Source organism: Actinomadura rubrobrunea NBRC 15275, assembly GCF_001552235.1.
GTDB classification, from domain to species: Bacteria; Actinomycetota; Actinomycetes; order Streptosporangiales; family Streptosporangiaceae; genus Spirillospora; species Spirillospora viridilutea.
The window spans coordinates 36,970-56,277 of the sequence record NZ_BCQU01000027.1; the positions used below are offsets into that span (position 1 = coordinate 36,970).

At 71.5% G+C, this 19,308-nt stretch carries 17 protein-coding genes; 12 read left to right on the top strand and 5 right to left on the bottom strand.

Annotated elements, in window-relative coordinates; all coding sequences use genetic code 11:
* The first annotated feature begins 85 nt into the window (after positions 1–85).
* The 5 genes from AR3_RS11090 to AR3_RS11105 all read left to right on the top strand — a co-directional run bounded on the left by AR3_RS11090 (position 86) and on the right by AR3_RS11105 (position 4,893).
* Entirely contained in the window at positions 86–682 is a 597-nt protein-coding gene (locus AR3_RS11090) for an SDR family NAD(P)-dependent oxidoreductase (protein WP_067912586.1), read from the top strand.
* 31 nt (positions 683–713) lie between these two features.
* Positions 714–824 (top strand): SDR family oxidoreductase, encoded by a 111-nt coding sequence (locus AR3_RS32585; protein ID WP_217998515.1) that lies wholly within the window; start codon positions 714–716, stop codon positions 822–824.
* Between the two features lie 575 nt (positions 825–1,399).
* A complete protein-coding gene (locus AR3_RS11095) occupies positions 1,400–2,212 on the top strand; it encodes an AraC family transcriptional regulator (protein WP_067912589.1) in 813 nt (270 codons plus the stop codon).
* Between the two features lie 71 nt (positions 2,213–2,283).
* Positions 2,284–2,973, top strand: coding sequence for a cysteine hydrolase family protein (locus tag AR3_RS11100; RefSeq protein WP_217998516.1), 690 nt, complete (start codon positions 2,284–2,286; stop codon positions 2,971–2,973).
* A gap of 297 nt (positions 2,974–3,270) precedes the next feature.
* Positions 3,271–4,893, top strand: a complete 1,623-nt coding sequence (locus tag AR3_RS11105) for an FAD-binding oxidoreductase (protein ID WP_067912593.1) — start codon at positions 3,271–3,273, stop codon at positions 4,891–4,893.
* Positions 4,894–5,037: 144 nt separating this feature from the next.
* Here AR3_RS11105 and AR3_RS11110 read toward each other — a convergent pair whose 3' ends face one another.
* Positions 5,038–5,520, bottom strand: a complete 483-nt coding sequence (locus AR3_RS11110) for a hypothetical protein (RefSeq protein WP_067912597.1) — start codon at positions 5,518–5,520, stop codon at positions 5,038–5,040.
* A gap of 270 nt (positions 5,521–5,790) precedes the next feature.
* Complete coding sequence (locus AR3_RS11115) at positions 5,791–6,924, bottom strand: coiled-coil domain-containing protein (protein WP_281179248.1); 1,134 nt, start codon at positions 6,922–6,924, stop codon at positions 5,791–5,793.
* A gap of 206 nt (positions 6,925–7,130) precedes the next feature.
* Between AR3_RS11115 and AR3_RS11120 the strand changes: the two genes are divergently transcribed.
* From AR3_RS11120 to AR3_RS11130, 3 genes are all read left to right on the top strand, one after another.
* Positions 7,131–7,616, top strand: a complete 486-nt coding sequence (locus tag AR3_RS11120; RefSeq protein WP_083951295.1) for an RrF2 family transcriptional regulator — start codon at positions 7,131–7,133, stop codon at positions 7,614–7,616.
* 78 nt (positions 7,617–7,694) lie between these two features.
* Positions 7,695–8,849, top strand: a complete 1,155-nt coding sequence (locus AR3_RS11125; protein ID WP_227023279.1) for an MFS transporter — start codon at positions 7,695–7,697, stop codon at positions 8,847–8,849.
* A 22-nt stretch (positions 8,850–8,871) separates the two neighbouring features.
* Positions 8,872–9,279 (top strand): RidA family protein, encoded by a 408-nt coding sequence (locus tag AR3_RS11130; RefSeq protein WP_067912608.1) that lies wholly within the window; start codon positions 8,872–8,874, stop codon positions 9,277–9,279.
* A 490-nt stretch (positions 9,280–9,769) separates the two neighbouring features.
* Here AR3_RS11130 and AR3_RS11135 read toward each other — a convergent pair whose 3' ends face one another.
* Positions 9,770–10,525 (bottom strand): TioE family transcriptional regulator, encoded by a 756-nt coding sequence (locus AR3_RS11135; protein ID WP_067912611.1) that lies wholly within the window; start codon positions 10,523–10,525, stop codon positions 9,770–9,772.
* Between the two features lie 58 nt (positions 10,526–10,583).
* Here AR3_RS11135 and AR3_RS11140 point away from each other — a divergent pair, with 58 nt between their 5' ends.
* On the top strand, positions 10,584–11,792 hold the full coding sequence (locus AR3_RS11140) for an erythromycin esterase family protein (protein ID WP_067912614.1): 1,209 nt from the start codon (positions 10,584–10,586) through the stop codon (positions 11,790–11,792).
* A 79-nt stretch (positions 11,793–11,871) separates the two neighbouring features.
* On the opposite strand, the gene AR3_RS11145 is transcribed toward AR3_RS11140, so the two are convergent.
* A complete protein-coding gene (locus AR3_RS11145) occupies positions 11,872–12,786 on the bottom strand; it encodes a LysR family transcriptional regulator (RefSeq protein ID WP_067912617.1) in 915 nt (304 codons plus the stop codon).
* 77 nt (positions 12,787–12,863) lie between these two features.
* Between AR3_RS11145 and AR3_RS11150 the strand changes: the two genes are divergently transcribed.
* Positions 12,864–13,601, top strand: coding sequence for an aspartate/glutamate racemase family protein (locus AR3_RS11150; protein ID WP_067912621.1), 738 nt, complete (start codon positions 12,864–12,866; stop codon positions 13,599–13,601).
* 479 nt (positions 13,602–14,080) lie between these two features.
* Here AR3_RS11150 and rox read toward each other — a convergent pair whose 3' ends face one another.
* Positions 14,081–15,508 (bottom strand): rifampin monooxygenase, encoded by a 1,428-nt coding sequence (gene rox, locus AR3_RS11155; protein ID WP_067912624.1) that lies wholly within the window; start codon positions 15,506–15,508, stop codon positions 14,081–14,083.
* Positions 15,509–16,185: 677 nt separating this feature from the next.
* On the opposite strand from rox, the gene AR3_RS11160 reads away from it, so the two are divergent.
* Together AR3_RS11160 and AR3_RS11165 are read left to right on the top strand one after the other, a co-directional pair.
* Positions 16,186–17,472: an APC family permease gene (locus AR3_RS11160; RefSeq protein ID WP_067912628.1), complete on the top strand. Its 1,287-nt coding sequence runs from the start codon at positions 16,186–16,188 to the stop codon at positions 17,470–17,472.
* Between the two features lie 408 nt (positions 17,473–17,880).
* Positions 17,881–18,774: a tyrosine-type recombinase/integrase gene (locus tag AR3_RS11165; protein ID WP_083951304.1), complete on the top strand. Its 894-nt coding sequence runs from the start codon at positions 17,881–17,883 to the stop codon at positions 18,772–18,774.
* The last annotated feature ends 534 nt before the right edge of the window (positions 18,775–19,308 follow it).

The window sequence follows — 19,308 nt, forward strand, 5'->3', positions numbered from 1 at the left end:
CCGTCAGCCTCCCTGAGACGAAGCGGATCGCATACCGCGCCGGGCGATGTAACAGAAATGGTTATGTCAAGAAGTGGAGAAGCTCATGGGACAGCTGGACGACAAGACCGCCCTCGTCACCGGTGCCTCCACGGGCATCGGCCTGGCGATCGCCCGCCGGTTCGCCGCCGAGGGCGCGACCGTCTACCTGACCGGGCGCCGCCAGAGCGCGCTGGACGCCGCCGTCGCCCAGGTCGGTGACCGCGGCATCGCCGTCCGGGGCGACGTCTCGGACCTCGGCGACCTCGACCGCCTGTTCGCCGAGATCACGGACCGCAGCGGACGCCTCGACGTCGTGGTGGCCAACGCCGGGATCGGGGACTACGGGCTGCTCGGCGCGATCACCGAGAAGGAGTACGAGCGCACGACCTCGATCAACCTCAAGGGCACGGTCTTCACCGTCCAGAAGGCGCTGCCGCTGCTGACGGCCGGAGCCTCGGTGATCCTGCTTTCCTCCAGCTCGGCCCTGCGGGCCACCCCTGGCCTGGGCGTCTACGCCGCGACCAAGGCAGCGATCCGCAGCCTCGGCCGCACGTGGGCCGCGGAACTGGCCGACCGGGGGATCCGCGTCAACACCCTCACCCCAGGCCCCGTCGAGACCCCCGGGCGGGGACGAGCTCCGCGCTGTCATCCGGCATGGTGATCGGCCCGGCCCTCCGACCCCGCTCGGCCGCATGGGCCGTCCTGACGAGGTCGCCGCCGCCGCGCTCTACCTGGCAGGCGACCAAAGCGCCTTCACCACCGGCGCGGAACTGTTCGTCGACGGCGGCGTGACACAACTCTAGGCACCGAAACAGCGATGGCAGGGGAGGAGCACGAACCATTCCTCCGACCGCCGATCAGGCATGGGAGCAGGGGAGCGGTGCTGCCGACTCGAGTCGCTGCTCATCCACTCCTGTCGGACTCAGCAGCGGGTGGACGGCGCGTGCGGGTCGAGGTCGTGATTGCGGATCGCTGGCGTCCGGACGGCACACAAAGGTGAGAACCAGGTGGTGCGTGGTTCGACGCCTGCCTGATCACGGAGTTCGGCGGAGCTGACAGGCGAGGCTGGCGACGGCTGGAGCAGTGAGAGCTCGCGGGGTGGAGCCGTAGACGGTGCGAGTGCCGTTCTCGACTTCTCGCACTTCCGAGCCTTGCGAGCGGCCCGCCAGCCGGCAAGCCGTTCACCTCTGCTCGTCTGATGGCGCGGGAGGGGCGGCGCATGTCGAGCTATCGTGGCCGACGCAGTCGAGTGCCCTTGTGAGCCTTGGTCCGGTAGGGCGTCGAATCGCAAGTGGCGCGGTGTCGCAGTCCGCACGCGTTTCAATCGGTGAAGGGGCACGAAGGCGCAGTGGGCTGACGTGGTGGTTGGGGTCCGTCGATGAGAGGTGAGCAGTCCGACACGGACCGGGTCCGGCATCAGTACGCGCCTGGTGACAGTGATGTGCGGCTGGTGACGGCGTCGTTCCGGACCCACCATTTCGTGCCGCACGCGCACAGTGAATACGCCATCGCGGCCATCGGCCGCGGTGTGGAGGCGGTGCGCTACCGGGGCGCGGACGAGCGCACCGGCGTCGGAGACCTGCTGTTGCTGGATGCGGAGGTCGTCCATGCCGGGCGGCCTGCCGTGCCGCAGGGATGGGACTACCGGGTCTTTTACGTGCCTCCTGAGCTGCTGGCCGAGATCGCGGGCCGGAGGCCGGCCTTCCCGGCCGCGACCCCGCGGGATCCGGAGTTGGCCGCCCGTCTGATCCGGGTGCACCGGCTGCTGGGCGAGCCGAGCACCTCGCCGCTGCAGGCCTGCGAGGAGCTTCACCAGGTGCTCACACATGTGGTGGCCAGGCATGCGGAGCGCGAGCCGCCGCAACCGCCGAAGTCCACCTGGCCGACCGCGGTCCGCAGGATCCAGGACTATCTGGCGGCCGACATCAGGCGCACACCGAGCCTGGCGGAACTGGCCGAGGCGGCTGGGATGTCGCGCTTCAAGCTGCTTCGTGCGTTCCGTGCCGTGACCGGGGTGACGCCGCACGGCTACCTGCTGGCGCTGAGATTGCGGCATGCGCAGCAATTGCTGACCGCCGGTCACAGCGTCGCCCGCGCGGCCGCCGACAGCGGCTTCTACGACCAGGCTCACCTGCATCGCCACTTCCGGCGGACGTTCGGCGCACCACCCGGGCGGTTCGCCCGCGCCTGACGGGTGCGCAACCTGACGGGCGTGCAACAACGTACAAGAACGCCTCGCCGACGAGCCGTAACGTGCACAGAGTGATCAAGAAGCCTCGTGTCGACGAAGCGCTGCCCGGTGATGAACACACCCGGCCGAACTTCGCTCGCGCGGCCCTGCTGACGATCGACATGCAGGTCGACTGGGTGTCCGGCCCCCACGTGGTGCCCGGCACCGACCAGGTCGCGCCTGCGGTCGCCCGACTGGCGCGCGCGTTCCGAGACGCCGGCCGCCCCATCGTGCACCTCGTCCGGCTCTACCTGCCTGACGGCGGCAACGCCGACATCTGCCGCCGCTCGCTCATCGCGTCCGGCACCCGTCTGGTCGCCCCGCACTCGCCGGGCTCCCGCCTGGTCGACGGTCTGACCCCCTCGGACGCTTCGTCCCTGGACCCGGATCGGCTGCTTTCGGGGACGGTCCAACCGCTCGCCGACGGGGAGTACGCCGTCTACAAGCCGAGGTGGAGCGCCTTCTACCGCACGCCGCTGCAGCGGCATCTCGACGACCTGGGCGTGGACACGCTGGTCGTGGCGGGATGCAACTACCCCAACTGCCCGCGGGCGACGATCTACGACGCCAGCGCCCGCGACTACCGGCTGGTGATCGCCGAAGACGCGCTCTCGGGTTTCGGGGAGAACGCCCGGTCGGAGATGACCGGGATCGCCGCCTGGTGCCTGACCGTCGGCGCGATCGAAAAGCTGCTTCGAGCCGGCAGCGAGGCGGCCGCGTAAGAATCCGCACCGTGCTCGGCGCAGCCCGGCGGCTTCATCAAGCAGATCACCACTGCGGAAGCGGTGCAGCAGGAACCGCGGTGATTGCGCTTATCGGGCGGTTCGACGAGGGATTTCGACGAGGATCCGTGCAGGTCAGGAAGAGACAGCAGCCCGTCCGGACAGGCGATGGACACCGGGTTCGGGCAGCACGGACGCCACTGGCCGAAGTCACACCTCCTGGGCAGGTAGAGCCAGGCCCGCTGACTTTTCGCGGCCGCGGCCTTAGGTTGAGGGCAACCTGGCTAAGGAGCATTGATGGCCGGACGAGCCGGAAAATTCCAGCACACCAGAAGGAGCGTCCTGCGCGGCGGCCTGGCCGCGACGGCGGCGGGCATCGCCGTCCCGGCCGTGGGAGCCGTCCCCGCCGGAGCGGACCCAGGCGAGGCGGGCTGCCCGCACCCGCCCGGCCCCGCCAAGGTCGGCCGCGACGACCCGCGCTACCGGTCCCTGGCATCCCGTGGCTACAACCGGCGGTTCGTGGGCCGGCCCGAGCACGTGTGGGTGGTCGGCACGACCGAGCACGTCGTCCGGGCCGTGCAGGAGGCGGTCGACCGCGGAAAGAGGGTGACGGTCCGCAGCGGCGGCCACTGCTTCGAGGACTTCGCCGCCGACCCCGCCGTGCAGGTCGTCATCGACACCTCCGCCATGACCGCCGTCTACTACGACCCGGGCCGCCGCGCGTTCGCCGTGGAGGCGGGCGCCCCGCTGGGGGAGGTGTACCGCAGGCTCTACCTGGGCTGGGGCGTGACGATCCCCGCCGGGTGGTGCCCCGACGTGGGCGCCGGCGGGCACGTCCTGGGCGGCGGCTACGGCCCGCTGTCGCGGTCGATGGGGCTGGTCGTCGATCACCTTCACGCGGTCGAGGTCGTCGTGGTGGATCGGGCGGGCCGGGCCCGCAGCGTCGTCGCCACCCGCGAGGCCGCGGACCCGAACCGGGACCTGTGGTGGGCGCACACCGGCGGCGGGGGCGGCAACTTCGGCATCGTCACCCGCTACTGGTTCCGTACGCCCGGCGCGCGTGGCGACGACCCCGCCCGGCTGCTGCCTGCGCCGCCGCCGACCGTGCTGAGCTTCACCATCACCTGGGACTGGAACAAGTTCGACAAGGCCTCCTTCGCCCGCCTGGTGCGCAATTACGGCGAATGGGCCGAGCGCAACAGCGCGCCGGACTCCCCGTCCACCCGGCTCTACAGCGAGTTCCAGCTCAACCGCCGGGCGTCCGGGACGATCGGCATGATCGGCCAGGTGGCCGCCGCGTCCGGCGCCGAACGGATGCTGGACGGCTATCTGGCCGCCATCAACCACGGCGTTGCGGTCACCCCGGTCCGCCAGGTGAGGAACGAGCCCTGGCTGGCCGCCGCCCTGGCCGGACCGCCGGGCGAACCCGGCCCCTACTGGCGGCTGAAGGCCAAGTCGGCCTACCTGCGCCGCCGCCTGAGCGACCGGCAGACCGACGTCCTGTACCACCACCTCACCCGGACCGACTACGACTACCCGGGCGGCCTGGTCAACCTCTGCACCTTCGGCGGCAAGGTCAACACCGTCGCCCCGGACGCGACGGCGACGCCGCACCGCGACACCGTCATGAAGATGCTCCTGATCAACGGGTGGGAGGCCTCCGCCGACGACCACCGGCACAGCGCCTGGCTGCGGGAGCTGTACCGCGACCTGTACGCCGACACCGGCGGCGTCCCGGCGTCCGGCGACGGCGCGTTCATCAACTATCCCGACGCCGACCTGGCCGACCCCGCTTGGAACAGGGGAGCGCCCTGGCACACCCTCTACTACGGGAACAACTACGCCCGGCTCCAGCAGGTCAAGGCCAAGTGGGACCCGCGCAACGTCTTCCGCCACACCCTCTCGGTGCGGCCCGCCTAACTGCGGACGCGCGGCAGGCGAGTGGTTCAGCGCCACTACGCGCCCGATCCGCCGGCTTCGTTGAGCCCGCAGTTCGGCCGCGGCCACTCGCCCGTCGCGTCTTCGTCTTCGCGCCCGCGACGGCTCCCGGAGCGGACGTGCGGTTCAGGGGGCGTCGTTCGGCCACCCGATGTCGTGAAGTATCTGACGCAAGCCCTTGATGTCGCCGCTGTACCGCTTTCCGTCGTGAAACAGGGCCGGGACGCCGTCATCCACCACCAGCAAGCGGACCAACGTGCTCTCATGCTTTTTGGTGCGACGCCATGCCCCGAACAACCGCTTCGCCATGCCTTTGCGCATGCTGTAACAGCGCATCACTTGGATGACGTATCCGAGGGTGGCCTCGCCGGAGTTGACGTCCCAGCCCTCGGAGAGGAACTGCGTCTTGAACCGGTAGAGGATGCCGTTCTCGCCTGGCCAGGGCCGCAGCTCTTCTGGAGGCGCATACAGATCGTGGTCGATGACCACGAAATACTTTTCGACGCGCGCCAGGCGGCGCTGCTGCCTGTTCAGTTCCGCGATGGCGGGAGCCAGGTTTCGGGCGACCGTTGTCAGGACCTTCACTGTCAGGCTCCGGTCGCGCGCCATGCTTTTCCTCTGTGGGGCCGGCCGCCAACGTCAACGCGACTGTAAAACGAGCCCGCCGACGTCGTCGACGCGGTCCTGGGGGCTCCCAACAGCCGATTGCCCCAGCCGCGACCGTACACGCACGTGCCGAGCCGGTGTCCGCGGCTGCTTCCGGGCCCGCAACCAGGTTGAGGCGCGAAGCGCGTGCCATGCGTCTCGCCGCGCGGACGGGAAACCTGCGGCAGCTGAGTCATTGGTGGGAGACGGACGGCTCCCTCGCCGCCCTTCGGCTCATGTGTCACGCGGGCGTTCCTCGCGTCGCAGCTCGGCGGCGACCGCACGTTCGCGCTGGGCGGCGGCCTCCGCTCGCGCGAGATCGCGCTCCCGGGCCAGTTCCTCGTTGCGCACCTGCTCGGCGCGCAGGTCCGCCCGTGCGGTGGCGAGCTCGTCGCGCGCCCGATCGAGAGCGGCGCGCAGTTCGGCGGCCTCGGCGCGCGCTTCGCTGACCTCGGCGCGCAGAGCTTCGGCCTGTTCGCGCGCGTGCTGGGCGGCGACGCGGGACTGCTCGGCCTCCGCGCGGGCGGCGTCGCGTGCGGAGACGGCCTCCGCCTGCTGGGCCTCCGCCTTTCGTGCGCGCTGCTCGGCGCGGTCGCGGGCCTGGTCGGCCGCGTCGGCCCGCGCGACGGCGGCGGCCCGTTCCCGTTCCGCGCGGGCCTCCGCGTCGCGGGCCTGCTGTGCGGCGTTCCGTGCCTCCGCGGCCTCGTTGCTCGCGGCTTCGGCCGCCCGGCGCGCCTGCTCGGCTTCCCGCAGCGCCTCCCGCTTTCCGGTCTGGGCGCGCTCCAGCTCGGCACGTGCCTGCGCCACCTCGGCTTTGGCCTGGTCGACCTCGGCCCGTGCGGCTTCGACGACGCGCTGCGCCTCTTCCTGCGCCGCCCGGATCGCCGCCTCGGCCTCCGCGCGCGTCTGCGCGACCGCCTCCAGCGCCTCGTCCCGCTGCTTTTCGGCCTGCTGCGCCCGCTCGCGGGCGTCCCGAGCGCGCTCCTGGGCCTTCTCGGCGAGCTTCTCCGCCCGTACGGCCCGGTCCTCGGCGTCCTCGCGCTCGGCCAACGCCTTCGCCACCGCGGCCTGCGCCTCGGCTCGGACAGCGCTGATCCGCGCCTCGACGCCCCGGGGCGACAGCTCCGCCTCGAGGGCCTGCGCCAGGGGTGTCAGCACCGCGGCCAACCCCTGCTCCATCCGCTCGTAGAGGTCCTCCGCCCGCGCGAGCGCCCCCTCCAGCCCCGGCGTCGCGCGCCTGAGCTCTCGTTCGCGCTTGGCCCGAGCCTGGCAGTCGCTGTCCGGGCAGTACTCCCGCGGTCGGCCGCGCCCCGCCTTCTGCGGCACCGGCCGCCCGCAGTACCGACACGCCCGCTCCGTCGCCGTCATCTCGCTCACGGCCCGCATCCTACATTTTCTGATTTTCTATTTCCAGAAAACAAGAAGCCTCAGAAAGTCCAGAGCCCTAACTGACGACAATGTCCGTTGACGGAAGTTGGGATCCGGGCGGCCTGGCGTCCCGCTGCGTCATCCCGATCGCCGGCGGAGCCCGTCGGCTTGCGAAAGGTCATTCTGGACAACTAACATCCAGGATCATGCGGATGAGCGAGGGCGTCGAGTGGGCGCTGCACACGTGCCTGAACCTGACGTGGGTCGAGGACGACCGCGCGGTGCCCACCGCGACGCTGGCCGCCTTCTACGGACTGCCGTCCGCCTACCTCAACAAGCAGTTGCAGGCGCTGGTGCGCGCGGGGATCCTGACGTCCACGTCCGGCCCCCGCGGCGGCTTCCGACTGGCGCGGCGGCCGGAGGACATCACCGTGCTGGACGTCGTGGCGGCGATCGAAGGGCCGCAGGAGGCCTTCGAGTGCACCGAGATCCTCCGGCACGGGCCGGGCGGCGAGCCCGGAGTGGACTACCGGAAGGTCTGTGTCATCGCGCAGACCATGCGCCAGGCGGAACTGAACTGGCGCCGGGAGCTGGCCGGGCGCACCCTCGCCGACCTCAAGGCGACCGTGGAGGAGCGCTTCCCCGCCGTGCCCGCACAGACCCGCAGCGGGCTCGCCGGCACTCGAGACTGAAGGTCGCCCTCTCCTGACGTGGGGGAGGGCTTTTCGCCGAGGTAATTCTGGATGTTTCATAGTCAGGTTAGGGAGAAGGTGGCGAGGAGCCGTGCGCGCTGGTCGGCGGTCATGGCGGTGGCGCTGAGCGTCTTCGCGCTGATGACCTCCGAGCTGCTGCCCGTCGGCCTGCTCACACCGATCGGCGCCGGCCTCGGCGTCTCGAACGGCGCGGCGGGGCAGATGCTCACCGTCCCAGGTCTCGTCGCGGCGGTCGCGGCGCCCGTGCTCACCGTCACCGCCGCCCGGGTGGACCGGCGGGTCCTGCTGGCGGCGCTGGCCGCTCTCTTGGCGGTCGCCAACCTGGTCTGCGCCGCCGCCCCGCACTTCGCCGTCCTGCTGGCGGCGCGGTTGGCGATCGGGGTGTGCGTCGGCGGGTTCTGGGCCGTCGCCGGCGGCCTGGCCGTACGGCTGGTCCCCGCCGAGCACGTCCCGCGGGCCACGGCGATCGTGTTCGGCGGCGTCTCCGCCGCCTCCGTCGCGGGCGTGCCGGCGGGAACATTGATCGGCGACCTCGGCGGCTGGCGCGCCGCCTTCGCCGCCGTCGGGCTCCTCGGGCTCGCCGCGTTCGCGGGCCTGCTGCTCCTCGTGCCGCCGTTGCCGTCCCAAGGCGGGCTGTCCTTCCGGGAACTGCCGCTGCTGCTGCGCCGCAACCCGGGTGTCCGGACCGGCGTACTCGTCACCTTCCTGCTGATCAACGGGCAGTTCGCGGCGTACACGTTCGTCCGCCCGGTGCTGAGCGAGAGGGCCGGGGTGGACGACGCGCTCATCGGCGCCCTGCTCATGGCCTACGGTGTCGCCGGCATCGTCGGCAACTTCGTGGCCGGCTCCCGAGCGGCGTCTCATCCGCGGGGCACGCTCCTGTCGCTGTCTACCGGCATCGCCGCCGTGACGGCACTCCTCGCGCTGCACGGCACCGGGCCTGTGACCGCGTCCGTTCTGCTGGTGGTCTGGGGCCTGGCCTACGGCGGGGTCTCCGTGACTTTGCAGACCTGGATGCTGAAGTCCGCGCCGGACGCGAGCGAAGCCGCCACCTCGCTGTTCGTCGCCGCGTTCAACGTGTCCATCGCCCTCGGCGCCCTCATCGGCGGCGTCACCGCGGACGGCATCGCGATCACCGGTGTCCTGTGGGTCGCCGTGGCCCTCACGCTGCTCGCCGCCGCGACCGTCGGCGGCCATCGCAGACCCCTGTGAACCCAACGAGAAGGGAGTCACCATGTCGCACGACATCATCAACCCCGCCGGCCTGCACGACCCTGTCGGCTTCGGCTACAGCCACATCGCCCGGACGGCCGGTGGAATGGTGTTCATCGCTGGTCAGTACGCGTCCGACGAGCACGGCCAGGTCACCACGACCGATTTCGGGGAGCAGGTGGCCCGGTCGCTCGCCAACCTGGGCACCGCCCTGGCCTCCGTGGGCCTCGGGTTCCGAGACGTCGTCCAGATCCGCACCCACATCGTGGACCACGACGCCGAGAAGCTGACCGTCCTCGCAAGGCATATCCGCGACATCTGGGGCACCCGGCCGCCCACGCAGACGCTCACCGGGGTGGCCGCGCTCGCCCTCCCGGACATGCTCTTCGAGATCGACGCCATCGCGGTCGCCCCGGCGACCATGCCATGACGTGCGGCTGAGCAGGCGGCTGCCCTGCTGAGCGTCGAGCTGACCGCGTCCGTCCCGGCGACGTGCCGGGACGGACGCCGCTTCTCCCGTTGTGCAGCCCTCGCTCAGTGGCGGCGTGACGGGTCGCCAGCAGGTGCGACCAGCGGAGCGGCGCCTGCCGCAGCAAACCCGTTCGTCGCCGACCGCGCCGGTGCCGAGCACGATCGCCGTGAAACAGATCGTCGGATCGACTGTGCGGGTGGACCGCTTGAACGTCGTGCTGTCGGCCTCGTCGGCCTTGAAAGGTCTGCGCGGCGGACCGCAAGGGGCGGGGCTCAGTGGCGTTTGCCGATGTGGACCCCGGCTCGAGGACGTCTGGTCGCTATCGGCGGTGCCGCGTGGTCGGGCGCCGTCGCGGTGCGGGCTGCGCTCATGTGTTGCATCGCCTTGCAACTACTGCGCAGGCACGAGCGGCGGATGTCGATCTTCCTAGGAAGCGGGAGTGCTGCCCTCATCCGCGGTCGCGCAGGTAGGCCTCGAGTTCGGCGGCTCCGGCCAGAAGGGCGCGTCCCCGGGCGGACAGGCGGTCCTGCCAGTCGCGCAGGGCGGCTTCCAGGGGCTGCAGCCCGCCGGCCGCCCGCACCTGGTCGATCAGCGGGGCGATCTGCTCCAGCAGGTAGCCGCCTCGCCTGAGCTGGTGGACCAGCCGGGCGTCCCGCACGGCGGCCTCGTCGTACACGCGGTACCCGGTCCGCTGGTCGCGGCGCGGGCGCACGAGCCCAGCGCGCTCCCATTTGCGCAGCGTCGCCGGTCGAATGCCGAGCTGTCGCGCCAGCGGCCCGATGAACATCGCACCGCTTCCGGACATCCCGCCCTGCTCGCCCCGCGCCCCGCGATCGGACTGCGCGGACGACTCCAGGTCACGGAGCGCGCTCTCCACGGCCCGCAGGGTCCGTCGATCCTCCAAGAGCTGGGCGTGGCTCTCGTCGATGAGGCGGAACGCCTCATCGACCGCGCCCCGGTTCACCGCCCGCATGATCGACGCAGCCGTCCGGTGCCCGTGACCGGGCACCAACGCCAGAAACGCGCGCAGAGCTGACGCGTGCAGCGGCGTGTAGGTGCGGTAGCCGTGGGCGGTGCGACCGGCGGCTGGAAGGATCCCGGCCTCTTCGTAGTTCCTGACCGCCTGCGTCGACAGCCCGTGCTCCCGCGCCAGATCCACCGGCCTGAGCCGGGCCCGTCCTCCGCTTTGAGGGTTCTGCTCCATAGTCCAGGGACGACGACGACAAAGTTTCAACAGAAAGTTCAACGATACCGTAGAAGGCATGGCGACTACTGACTTCAAGGAGACCGCCCATGCCGTCACGGCCGAGACGGTCATGGGTCTGCTCGGGACCCGGCCGCGACTGCTGGCTCTGGGAGAGCCCACCCACGGTGAGGACGCCCTGCTCGAGGTGCGCAATGAGCTCTTCCGGCGGCTCGTCGAGCAGGAGGGCTACCGCTGGATCGCGATCGAAAGCGACTGCATGATGGGCCTGGTCGTGGACGACTACGTCACCTCGGGCGTCGGGAGCCTCGACCAGGTCGTGGAGCGCGGTATCAGCCACGGGTGGGGAACGTCCGCGGCCAACCGTGAGCTCGTGCGCTGGATGCGCGCTCACAACGAGGGCAGGCCCGCATCCGAACGGGTCCGCTTCGCCGGTTTCGACGGGCCGCTGGAGATCACTCACGCCGAGAGTCCCCGGCAGGCGCTCACCGCACTCCACGGCTATCTCGCGGCCTGGGTGGACGCCGACCTGCTCCCGTGCGACGCGGAGACACTGGACCGACTGCTCGGTGCCGACGACCGGTGGACCGACCCCGCAGCGATGCTGGACCCGTCCCGGTCCGTGGGGCGGTCGCCCGAGGCCGAGCAGCTGCGGCTGCTCGCCGACGACCTGGTGGCGCTGCTCGACGCGCACACGCCGCATCTGATCGCGCAGACCTCGCGGGAGGAGTGGGACCGGGCGCGTCTGTACGGGCGCACCGCGGTCGGCCTGCTGCGCTACCACTACTGGATGGCCGACCCGTCGCCGAGCCGCATGACGCGGCTGGTGGGCCTGCGGGATCGGATGATGGCCGAGAACCTCCTGGCCATCGCCGACCGAGGTCCGGTCCTGGTGTACGCGCACAACGCGCATCTGCAGCGGGCCAAGAGCAGCATGCGGATGGGCGGTCTGCTGCTGAAATGGTGGGGCGCCGGCGCGATCGTCAACGCCCACCTGGGCGAGGAGGGGTACGCCTTCCTGGCCACGGCCCTCGGCACGATCCGCCACCAAGGGGTGGACGCCCCGTCCCCGGACACCCTCGAAGGGCTTCTGTACGCCCTTCCCGAGGACCGCTACATCGTCGACGCGCCACGACTGGCGATCGCCCTCGGTGACAGGCGACTCGCTCCCCGAGTGTCTCCCTACTTTGGCTACGCCCCGCTGGACCCGACCCACCTGGGCGGTATCGACGGCATCGTCTTCTTCAAGGACGTCCCGCAGAGCTAGGCCCCTCTCCAGCGGACAGCCGGTCCGGTCCCCGCGGGCGGGACGGTCGGCTTCTGGAGCAGACCGCCCAGCTGGTGTTTCACTGCGCCGGGCTGGGAGCTGATGCCGTCGCGGCCCCCGGCTGTAGGTCGCGGAGGGCGCGGACGGCGGCGCGGACTGCCGGGATCTGGTCGGCCTCTCGGTAATGGAACAGGTGCAGTGTGCGCGGGCGCAGCGTCGGCACGTCCTGGACCACCACGTCGGGATGGTGGAAGGCGGCTAGGGCGAGCTGCGGCAGAAGTGCGACCCCGAGCCCCCTGGCCACCAGCGCCTGAGCCACCACGTAGTCGTCCGTTCCGTGCCGGACGTCCGGCACGAACCCGGCGTCCGCGCACGCCTGGACGAGGTAGGCGGTGCACCGCTCGCAGCCCGCGATCCACCGCTCCGTGGCGAGCTCCGCCAGGTCGGCCACCGGTCCCGGGCGCGTGCGCGGCAGGACGAGCCGGACCGGATCCGTGCCGAGCGGCAGACGGGTCAGGCCCGGCTCGTCCGGCGGCGGCGCCCCGGCGTGCGCGAAGGCGAGCACGACGTCCACCGCACCCGACCGGAGCAGGTCGAACGCCTCGGGCGGCTCCGCCTCGCGCAGCCGGACGTCCAGGTCCGGGTGGCGCGCGGCGAGCAGTTCGATCGCGGCGGGCACGAGCGTGGCGCTGGCCGAGGGGAACGCCGCCAGCCGCACGGTGCCCGACCGCAGCTCCGCCAACGCGGCCAGGTCGTCGGACGCCGCGTGCAGTCGGGTCGCGATGGCGTCGGCGTGCCGGAGCAGCACCTCCCCGGCCTCGGTGAGCCGGACGCCGCGCGGCCGCCGGACCACCAGCGGCAGGCCCGCCTGGCGTTCGAGGGCGCGCAGGTGCTGGCTGACGGCGGGCTGCGTCCAGCCGAGCGCGCGGGCCGCGCCGCCGATCGAGCCCGCGCGGGCGATCTCGCGGAAGACGAGCAGGCGGTGAGGGTCCATGCCATAAGTGTGTCTTGGGTGTCAGCCAAGAAGGTCAGGTCTACCTAGGGTGTCCGGGCTCGGTCCACGATGGCGGCATGACACGGACGATCGGTCTCATCGGAGGCATGAGCTGGGAATCCTCGGCCGAGTACTACCGGCTGCTCAACGAGGGCGTGCGGCGGCGGCTCGGCGGCCACCACTGCGCCCGCGTGATCCTGCACAGTCTGGACTTCGCCGAGATCGAGGCGATGCAGCGGGCGGGGGACTGGGCCGCCGCCGGCGCGGCGCTGGCCGAAGCGGCGCGGACGCTGGAACGAGCGGGCGCCGACCTGGTGCTGCTGTGCACCAACACCATGCACCTGGTGGCGGACGCCATCGAGGCCGCGATCAACGTCCCGTTCCCGCACCTGGTGGACTGCACGGCCGATCGGGTCACCGCCGCCGGCGTCGGCACCGTCGGACTGCTGGGCACCCGGTTCACGATGGAGCTGCCGTTCTACCGGGACCGGATGCGGCGTCACGGTGTCGAGGTGATCGTCCCTGTTGAGCCGGACCGCGCCCTGGTGGACGCCGTCATCTACGACGAGCTCACCGTGGGCCGGATCGAGGAGTCGTCGCGTGCCGCCTACCGGCGGATCATCGCCGGGCTGGCCGAGCGCGGGGCGCAGGGCGTGATCCTCGGCTGCACGGAGATCTCGCTGCTGGTCGGCGCGGAGGACAGCCCGGTGCCGGTCTTCGACTCGACACGCATCCACGTCGAGGCCGCGCTCGATCTGGCGTTGGAGGACAGTGCCGCCGCGGGGTCTGTTGAGCGCGCCGCCCCGGCCGGGTGACGTCTCTCTAAGCCGCTGTCCCAACGGTTCACCGAGCACCACCGGCCTGGCCCTGCCTTTGACGGTCACAGGAGGGCTATCGACATTGGCCTCAGCCCTGCACGCACTCGCGTCCGACACTGAGCGCGGCCTGGCAACCGTCTCTGCCTCGTCCCCTCAGAGCGGGTCGCACCGGGCGTCGGCGGGTCGATACCAAGCCAGGCCGGGTGGCACGGTGGACGAGTGGAAAGAAGGACGAGCTTTGTCTTCCAGGCTCGCGGGCTTGGGAGGGCGCAAGGTTGTCGGTGAGCCGTCGCGGGTGCCGGCATCCAGGTGACGCTCTCTGCGTGGAGCCGCACGCCGCTTCAGCCGCCTGCTCCGCCAGCCGGACAGAGATCGCGTGTCGGCTGGTGGAGCAGGCGGCCGCCGAGCGGATGACGTCGCGGCCGGCGCGGTGCCGATGACTTTCCGCGCCCTTCCATGCGGCCGCGACCGCGTGCTCAGTCGACGGGGGCGCCGAACCAGGTCGGCAGATGGCCGAGCAGGTCCTGCTGGTCGTCACCGACCCACGCCACGTGGCCGTCCGGCCGGAGCAGCACCGCGGGCGCGTCCAGTTCCTCGCTGACATCGACGACGTGGTCGACCCGGTCCGCCCAGCCCGCCACCGAGAGCCTGCCGGTCTGGTCTAGCAGCAGCCCGCGGCCGCCGTGCATCCGGTCATAGAGGCGCCCCTGCTTGAGCGTCACGTCCCGCAGCCGCCGACCGAGCAGGTCATGGCCCTCGCCGAAGTCGTAGCGGATCCCGATCGCAGTGATCTTTTCGGTCAGGTACCGGTTCACGTCCTCGAAGGCCATCAGTTCCGACAGGAGGCGGCGCACTGACCGAGGCCCAGGCTCGGTGGATATCAGCTCCATCTGCGCGCGGGTGTTGTCCAGGACATCGGCGGCCACCGGGCGGCGTTCGGTCTCATAGGTGTCCAGCAGTCCCTCCGGCGCCCAGCCGTTGATTTCGGCGGCCAGTTTCCAGCCGAGGTTGAACGCGTCCTGGATGCCGAGGTTGAGCCCCTGCCCGCCGACCGGCGGGTGGATGTGCGCCGCGTCGCCCGCCAGCAGCACCCGGCCGACCCGGTAGCGGTCGGCCAGCCGGGTGGCGTCGCCGAACCGCGAGAGCCAGCGAGGCGAGTGGACGCCGAAGTCGGTGCCGGCGACCACCTGCAGCTGCCGCTTGAACTCCTCGAGGGTCGGCGGGACCGCGCGGTCCTCGGCCACCCCCTCGGCGGGCACGCCGATGCGGTAGATCCCGTCCGCCAACGGCATGGCTCCGAACCGCAGCTGCGTCTTGCGGACTTCCTCCACGACGGAGGCGATCGTCGCCGGATCCGCCGTCACTTCGACCTCGCCCAGCAGCGTGTCGACCCTGCTGGGTTCGCCGGGGAAGCCGACGCCGAGCAGTTTGCGCACCGTGCTGCGGCCGCCGTCGCAGCCGACGAGGTAGCGCGAGCGCAGCCGCGTGCCGTCGGCGACTTCCGCGGTGACTCCGTGCTCGTCCTGGGTCAGTCCGACGAGCTCGCAGCCGCGTCGGATCTCGGCGCCGAGCTCGGCGGCGCGCTCGGCCAGCAGGCGATCGGTGACGGGCTGCAGGATGCCGAGGGTGTAGGGGTGCGCGGTGTCCAGCCGTTCGGGCGGGGTCTTCTTGATACCGGCGAAGTATGCGCCGACCGGGTACCGCCGCCCGTGCGCCAGGAACCGGTCCAGCAGACCGCGCTGGTCCATTACTTCGATGCTGCGCACGTGCAGGCCGAGCGAGCGGACGAATGTGGTCGGCTCCACCTCCTTCTCGAGCACGAGCACGCGAACACCGTGCAGCCGCAGCTCGCCGGCCAGCATCGAGCCGGTCGGTCCGCCCCCGGCGATGATTACGTCGAACATGAACCGCCTATTCGTTGAGGTCGCATTTCGGTGGGTTGCGCCGCGCTGTTCGGCGACGTGCACCCGCGGGCGCGCATACTTCGCGAATCCCTGAATTGCGCGGGTTGATGCTCCGGCCAGAGATTGTGCGGCATGACCGGGGTCTTGCCGCAAGCCCCCCGGTGTGCTATACAGTGAAACTGGCAGGGAGTATGCACTCCTTGCCGTTTTGTTTGTGGTGGGCGCGGCAGGGACCGCTTCGGTGCTCGCGCGCCGACCAGGGCACCGGGCACGTCGGCGGACACCGTAACCCGTGGTCGCCACCGGGGCGACGACTCGTTCACGCCTTGCCGATCGAGCGTACGAGAGCAGTGCGGCCGCGAGCGCGAAACACCGAACGAGCCGTCCGCAACCGGAATCGCCGCCTCCCATACGTTGATTGCAGGGCCGAAGGCCCGGCCTCGGAGCGGCCGACGCCGACCTGAGTCGCATCGCGCAACGTGGCTGCGCCTTATTCGATCTACGTTGGGTTGTCCCGTCTTCCGTGCTTTCCTGCATGCGCGAGAGCGTTGAACCTGAACGGCCGGCAACGTCGACATGAACGCAGGGGATGCCGAGGCGGGTGCGTCACCGCGTCCGGATATCGTGAAGCGACATGGCTTTCGTGGCCGCGTGGCCGTGTCGCTGAGGAGCGTGCCATGGGTGGTCCGTCGGCCGCCCCGACTGGCGGGAGCGAGGCATCCCAAGGGCTGCGACGCCGACTGGGGGTGTTCGACGCCGTCGTGATCGGCCTGGGGGCGATGGTCGGCGCGGGCATCTTCGCGGCACCGGCCCCGGCGGCGCGCGCGGCGGGGTCCGGTCTGCTGCTCGCACTGTGCGTTGCGGCGGTGGTCGCGTACTGCAACGCGGCATCCTCGGCACGGCTGGCCGCGCTTTATCCGGCCTCGGGCGGAACGTACGTCTACGGCCGCCGGCGGCTGGGCGACTTCTGGGGATACCTGGCCGGCTGGGGATTCGTCGTCGGCAAGACCGCCTCCTGTGCGGCGATGGCGCTCACCGTCGGGGCGTACGTGTGGCCGGCATACGCGCAGGCGGTCGCGGTCGCCGCGGTGGTGGGGGTGACGGCGGTCAACTACGCCGGCATCCAGAAGACCGCCCGGCTCACGCGCGTGATCGTCGCGGGGGTTCTGGCGGTCCTGGCCGCCGTGGTGATCGCCACGCTGGTGTCGGGTGAAGCCGACGCCGCGCGGCTCGACATCGGCGCCGACGCGACGTTCGGCGGCGTCCTGCAGGCGGCGGGCCTGCTGTTCTTCGCCTTCGCCGGGTACGCGCGCATCGCGACGCTGGGCGAGGAGGTACGCGACCCGGCCCGGACCATCCCCCGCGCCATACCGATCGCGCTGGGCATCGCGCTCGCCGCCTACGCGGCGGTCGCGGTGGCCGCGCTCAGCGTGCTGGGCAGCGGCGGTCTGGCGGACGCGACCGCTCCGCTGGCCGACGCGGTGCAGGCGGCCGGGGCGGGCGGCCTGGCTCCGGTGGTGCGCGCCGGTGCGGCGGTCGCGGCACTGGGCTCGCTGGTGGCGTTGCTCCTCGGTGTTTCGCGGACCGTGTTGGCGATGGCCCGCGACCGTCACCTGCCCGGCGTGCTCGCCGCCGTCCACCCGCGAACCGGTGTGCCCCATCGGGCGGAGCTGGCCGTCGGCGTGGCCGTCGCGGTGCTGGCGGCGACCGCCGACCTGCGCGGCGCCATCGGGTTCTCCTCGTTCGGGGTGCTGGTGTACTACGCCATCGCCAACGCCTCGGCCTGGACGCTGCGGCCGGACGAGGGGCGACCGGCGCGGGCGATACCCATGGCGGGAGTCGCCGGATGTCTGCTGATGGCGTTCACCCTTCCGGCGTCATCCGTGCTGGCCGGGGCCGCGGTACTCGCCGTCGGCGCCGCGGCCTACGCGGTCCGGTATGGGATCGGGCCGCGCCGAGGGTGATCCAGGACGGCTTGATCCTCCTGAGGCTGTACCGACCGTCGGCGCTGCGACCCCGCGTACACGCGGCCGGCCGGCGAGCACCTGCCGGTCTGGCGGAAGCCCAGGGCGCCCCGGACAGACGAGATCAAGCCTCCTCCTGGCGGACATGCCGATCCAGAAACCGGCGGCGACGCCGGGCGCCGTGGCGGTCTCGGTCTTGCTCCGAGCCGGGACGATCAGGTGGAGATGTTGCGCTCACGGCCGATGCGGCAGCGCGTGCCGCAGGTGGGGGAGTCGTTAAGGTGATCACCCGTGGAGGAGGGTGCGATCACCGTAGCGGTGCCCCGGCAGCCCGCCGTGGCGGACGCGGGGCGCAATCCGTTCCTGGTGTATGTGGCGTCCTTGGAGAGTCCGCGATCGCGCCGGGCCATGAGCGCATGCCTGCACCGGCTGGCGGCGCTGTTCCATACCGCTTCGGGCAGGGAGCCCGGGCCCGCGCCCGCGGAGACGTTTCCGTGGGCGATGCTGCGGGCCGAGCACACCGCGGCGCTGCGCTCGCTGATCGCCCAGCAGACGTCCCCCGGGCCGGACGGCGAGCAACGCCCCTGGTCACCCGCCTACCGGAATCAGCATCTGTCCGCGCTGCGCGGCGTCCTGCACACCGCGTGGCGGCTGGGGGAGATGTCGACCGAGGACTACCAGCGCGCCAAGGCCGTCAAGAACTTCAGGGGGACGCGGCTGCCCGCCGGGCGGAGCGTGCACGCCGCCGAGTTCGCCGCCCTGCTGAAGGTCTGCGCCGACGACCCCTCCCCGGCCGGACGGCGGGACGCGGCGCTGCTGGCCGTCCTCTACACCACCGGCGCGCGCCGTGCCGAGATCGCCGCGATGCGACGCGAGCACTACGACCCTGGGGAGCGTTCGCTCCGCATCATCGGCAAGGGCGACAAGGAGCGGATGGAGTACGTCCACGAGGGCGCGGCGGTGCTGCTCGGCGAGTGGCTGGCGCTCAGCGAACGGACGACGGGGCCGATGTTCACGCCCGTGCACAAGTCCGGGGCGATCCAGCATCGCCCCATGACGGACGCGGCCGTGCGCAACGCGGTCGTCAAGCGGCGGCGGGAGGCGAAACTGCCGCCGATGACCCCGCACGACTTCCGGCGCACGTTCATCGGCGACCTGCTGGACCAGGGAGTCGACCTGGCCACCGTCCAGCAGCTCGTCGGGCACGCCTCTCCGGCGACGACCGCACGCTATGACCGCCGTCCGGAGCGGCAGAGGCGCAGCGCCGTCGACAGGCTCAAGTTCCCCACCGACGTGTCGTAGCGGGCGGGCGAGGATCACGCGGCCACGCCGCGAACGATAGGTCTGGGCGCGTCCGGCGACCGGCGCGACACATCCGCAGGGGAGCGGCGACGGCCCCTGGTGTGCGGGGGCACCTACGTGCGTGTATGACAAGCCCGTCGTCCGTTACCAGGCCACGCTCCCCACATCGCAGTCATCAACGACTGGCCTTCCTGCCGTTGAAGCACGCCCCAGTCCACCCCGTGCAGCGACCCGTCGGATTCGACCCCCGGATTCGTCCGACGAGCGTCACCTGCTGCGTCGGCCGGTCGGCGAAGTGACACAGCACTGGAGCAGGCTTGATCTTCCACGACGTCACATGGCCGTACGTCGACGTGTCTGCCGCGTTACCTCAAGCCTGGTGACACCGCCCACTACACGGGCGCCACCCAGCCCTTGGCTCCCGCCGACGGCGGCGCCCCGCCCCGCACCGAACGCGTCGACTGCGTGCGAGGCGCCGACACCTGAGGAGGCCCGGGCTGCGCCCCCTGGTCGACGGGATCCCACCACAGCTCC

Excerpts from the sequence above, each read along its gene's own strand:
- AR3_RS11090 (WP_067912586.1), top strand. The coding sequence starts at position 86 with ATGGGACAGCTGGACGACAAGACCGCCCTCGTCACCGGTGCCTCCACG.
- AR3_RS32585 (WP_217998515.1), top strand. The coding sequence starts at position 714 with ATGGGCCGTCCTGACGAGGTCGCCGCCGCCGCGCTCTACCTGGCAGGC.
- AR3_RS11095 (WP_067912589.1), top strand. The coding sequence starts at position 1,400 with ATGAGAGGTGAGCAGTCCGACACGGACCGGGTCCGGCATCAGTACGCG.
- AR3_RS11105 (WP_067912593.1), top strand. The coding sequence starts at position 3,271 with ATGGCCGGACGAGCCGGAAAATTCCAGCACACCAGAAGGAGCGTCCTG.
- AR3_RS11110 (WP_067912597.1), bottom strand. The coding sequence starts at position 5,520 with ATGGCGCGCGACCGGAGCCTGACAGTGAAGGTCCTGACAACGGTCGCC.
- AR3_RS11115 (WP_281179248.1), bottom strand. The coding sequence starts at position 6,924 with ATGACGGCGACGGAGCGGGCGTGTCGGTACTGCGGGCGGCCGGTGCCG.
- AR3_RS11120 (WP_083951295.1), top strand. The coding sequence starts at position 7,131 with ATGCGGATGAGCGAGGGCGTCGAGTGGGCGCTGCACACGTGCCTGAAC.
- AR3_RS11130 (WP_067912608.1), top strand. The coding sequence starts at position 8,872 with ATGTCGCACGACATCATCAACCCCGCCGGCCTGCACGACCCTGTCGGC.
- AR3_RS11135 (WP_067912611.1), bottom strand. The coding sequence starts at position 10,525 with ATGGAGCAGAACCCTCAAAGCGGAGGACGGGCCCGGCTCAGGCCGGTG.
- AR3_RS11140 (WP_067912614.1), top strand. The coding sequence starts at position 10,584 with ATGGCGACTACTGACTTCAAGGAGACCGCCCATGCCGTCACGGCCGAG.
- AR3_RS11145 (WP_067912617.1), bottom strand. The coding sequence starts at position 12,786 with ATGGACCCTCACCGCCTGCTCGTCTTCCGCGAGATCGCCCGCGCGGGC.
- AR3_RS11150 (WP_067912621.1), top strand. The coding sequence starts at position 12,864 with ATGACACGGACGATCGGTCTCATCGGAGGCATGAGCTGGGAATCCTCG.
- rox (WP_067912624.1), bottom strand. The coding sequence starts at position 15,508 with ATGTTCGACGTAATCATCGCCGGGGGCGGACCGACCGGCTCGATGCTG.
- AR3_RS11160 (WP_067912628.1), top strand. The coding sequence starts at position 16,186 with ATGGGTGGTCCGTCGGCCGCCCCGACTGGCGGGAGCGAGGCATCCCAA.
- AR3_RS11165 (WP_083951304.1), top strand. The coding sequence starts at position 17,881 with ATGAGCGCATGCCTGCACCGGCTGGCGGCGCTGTTCCATACCGCTTCG.